4 protein-coding genes and 1 pseudogene are annotated in these 2,920 nt (G+C 73.7%); 4 read left to right on the forward strand and 1 reads right to left on the reverse strand.

All coding sequences use genetic code 11. The annotated features are described in order from the left end of the window. The 4 genes from Q0112_RS04200 to Q0112_RS04215 form a co-directional block, all read left to right on the forward strand. Positions 1-670, forward strand: a 670-nt coding sequence (locus tag Q0112_RS04200; protein ID WP_297971827.1) for a GMC oxidoreductase, incomplete at its 5' end; no start/stop codon positions are given. A 66-nt stretch (positions 671-736) separates the two neighbouring features. Then, on the forward strand, positions 737-952 hold the full coding sequence (locus Q0112_RS04205; RefSeq protein WP_297971830.1) for a CopG family transcriptional regulator: 216 nt from the start codon (positions 737-739) through the stop codon (positions 950-952). Next, on the forward strand, positions 946-1,311 hold the full coding sequence (locus Q0112_RS04210) for a type II toxin-antitoxin system VapC family toxin (protein ID WP_297971833.1): 366 nt from the start codon (positions 946-948) through the stop codon (positions 1,309-1,311). Before Q0112_RS04205 ends, Q0112_RS04210 begins: the two co-directional genes overlap by 7 nt. Positions 1,312-1,351: 40 nt before the next feature. Then, entirely contained in the window at positions 1,352-2,338 is a 987-nt protein-coding gene (locus Q0112_RS04215; RefSeq protein WP_297971835.1) for a DUF6635 family protein, read from the forward strand. Positions 2,339-2,440: 102 nt separating this feature from the next. Here the strand turns inward: Q0112_RS04215 and Q0112_RS04220 are convergent. After that, positions 2,441-2,920, reverse strand: a pseudogene (locus Q0112_RS04220) (hypothetical protein); the annotation flags it as partial.

Below are 2,920 nucleotides of genomic sequence, written 5' to 3' on the forward strand. Positions count from 1 at the left end.
GGGCGGCCTCGGCACCTCGAACCAGTTCGAGTCCGCCGCCTTCGTCCGCTCCGCCGCCGGCGTCGAATACCCCGACATCCAGTACCACTTCCTGCCGCTCGCGGTGCGCTACGACGGCCGCTCCGCCGTCCGCGGCCACGGCTTCCAGGCCCACGTCGGCCCGATGCGCTCCCCCTCCCGCGGCAGCGTCCGCCTCAGGAGCGCCGACCCGCGCGAGGCGCCGGCCATCCGCTTCAACTACATGTCGCACGAAGCGGACTGGCGCGACTTCCGCCGCTGCATCCGCCTGACCCGCGAGCTCTTCGCCCAGCCCGCCTTCCGCCCCTACGCCGGCGACGAGATCCAGCCCGGCCGCGACGTGCAGACCGACGACGAGCTCGACGCCTTCGTCCGCGAAGAGGTGGAGAGCGCCTTCCACCCCTGCGGCACGGCGCGGCTCGGCCGCCGCGACGACCCGATGGCCGTCGTCGATCCCGAATGCCGTGTCATCGGCGTCGAGGGCCTGCGCGTCGCCGACAGCTCGATCTTCCCGCGCATCACCAACGGCAACCTCAACGCCCCCTCGATCATGGCCGGCGAGAAGGCCGCCGACCATATCCTCGGCCGCTCGCTCCCGCGCTGGAACGCCGCCCCCTGGATCAACCCCCGCTGGCAAACCTCCGATCGCTGAGGGCTTGCCGGAAGAGGCAGAAAGGACGATATATGATATCGCTATCATATATCAGGAAAGGGCGAGATGCGCACCTTGGTGGACCTCGGCGACGCGCAGGCCAGGGCGCTCGACCGGCTCGCGAAGCGGAAGGAGCGCTCGCGCGCCTCGCTGATCCGCGAGGCGGTGGACGACTACCTGCGCCGCCACGGCCGCGAGGGCGGCGACGAGGCCTTCGGCCTGTGGGGCAAGGACGCCCCGGACGGCCTCGTCTTCCAGGAGCGGGCGCGCCGCGAATGGTGAGGCCGCTCTTCGACACCAACATCCTGATCGACTATCTCGGCGGGATCGGCGCCGCCCGCGACGAGCTGGCCCGCTACCCCGAGCCGGCGATCAGCATCATCTCCTGGATGGAGGTGCTGGTCGGCGCGGCGAGCGGCGTCGAGCTCGCCACGCGCCGCTTCCTCGCCGGCTTCGCCATCGTCGAGATCGACCGGACGGTCGCCGAGCGTGCCGTCCTCATCCGCAGGGAGAGGCGGATCCGCCTGCCCGACGCCCTCATCCAGGCGTCGGCCGAAGTCCACGCACTGCTGCTCGTGACCCGCAACAGCCGCGACTTCGACGCGACCTCCCCCTCGGTGCGGATCCCCTACGTGCTCTGACGCTCTTGAGCCGCCCGGCGGCGACCCCATCTCTCCCGGCATGGACGCCGCTGTCGCCCTGCCGCCGGAACGGGCGGAAGCCATCGTCGCCGAGGCCGCCCGCGCCTACTTCCAGGGCTGCCGCGGGCGGGTCGACGGCTTCGTCGACGCGAATTTCTCCGTCGCCGGCTCGGCGCGGCTGCACCGCCATGCGCTCGGCCTCGACCTGCTGCGCGCGCCGGCCAACGTCGCGCTCGCCATCCCGCAGGTCGCCCTCAAGCTCTCGGCTTCGGCCGCCCGCGCGCTGAAGCGGCCGCGCACCGCCGAGGCGCTCGCCCGCCGCAACCTCCTCCTCGATACCGCGGTGGCGCGCGAGCTGCGCTGGCGGCTGATGACCGACCTCCTCGTCCAGCCCTGCCGCGACGGCGACCGGGTTTCCGCGCGCGACGGGCTCGCCGAGGCGATCCTCGCCCATCCCGAGGTGCAGGCGCTCCTCGCCGGGGCGGGCGAGGCGACCGCCGCCCACCGCGACGACCCGGCCTTCCGCGCCCGGCTCGACGCCGCCCTCACCGACTATGCCGGCACCCGCGCCGCCGCCGCCGAGATCACCACCGGGCTCATCGCGCTCGGCACCGGCGCCGTCGCCTTCCAGAAGGCGACCCCCGGCGCGCTCGCCCTCGGCCCGGCGGTCGCCGGCGCCATGGCGCAGAGCTCGGCCATCGCCGGCTTCCCGCTCGGCTCGGCGGCCGGCGGCCTCTGGTACGGCATCTTCCCGGCCAAGGCCTCGCCGCTCCTCGTCGCCGGCACCACCGCCGGCATCCTCGGCGTGGCGGCGCTCGCCACCGCCTTCGCCGGCATGATCTCGGACCCGGTGCAGCGCGCCACCGGCCTGCACCGCCGCCGCCTGCTCGCCTTCGTCGACGGCCTCGAGCGCGCCTTCCTCCGCGGCGAGGACACCGGCTTCGTCACCTACGACCTCTACGTCGCGCGCCTGCTCGACCTCGGCGACCTCCTCGTCGGCATCGGCCGCGCCTTCCGCCCCGGATGACCTCGCCGTCCGGGGCCCGGATCCGCGTTCAGGAAGAATTAACCCGACGAATCCCTTTGGTTTCAGAGGGATAAGTATAGTTTCGCGTGCGAAATCCCCCGCTCACACCGGATAGCGCAGGATCGCCGCGAGATCGCCGCCGCCGGGCACGTCGGCGCGGCGGGCGGAGACGACCCGGCCGCCGGCGGCCAGCGTGCGCCGGGCGATCTCGTCGACCACGCCGTAGGTCTCGATCCTGCCGTCCTCGCCGAAGGTGACGGCGCCGGTCTCCTCGTCGACCGTCCCCGGCACGACCGCGTCCATGTCGGCGACGAGCGTGTCGATCGCCCCGAAGGTCGCCGCGCGCGCCGCCTGCGCCACGTCGGTCACCGCGCGCCCCTGCTGCCCGCGCGCCTCGAAGAGCCGCGCCAGCGCCTCGATCTCGGCGGCATGGATGCCGTCGAGCACCCCGCGCGCGGCCTGGGCGAGCTCGGCGTCGGGCGTCCGGTCCGCCGCTCCCGGGATCACCTCCGCGGCGGTCCCGGGATAGCTCGAGACGGCGCGGTAGATCGAGGCGAGCGGCTCGGCCGCCGCGACGATGAG

It is taken from the genome of uncultured Amaricoccus sp., from assembly GCF_937858865.1.
Taxonomy (GTDB): Bacteria; Pseudomonadota; Alphaproteobacteria; order Rhodobacterales; family Rhodobacteraceae; genus Amaricoccus.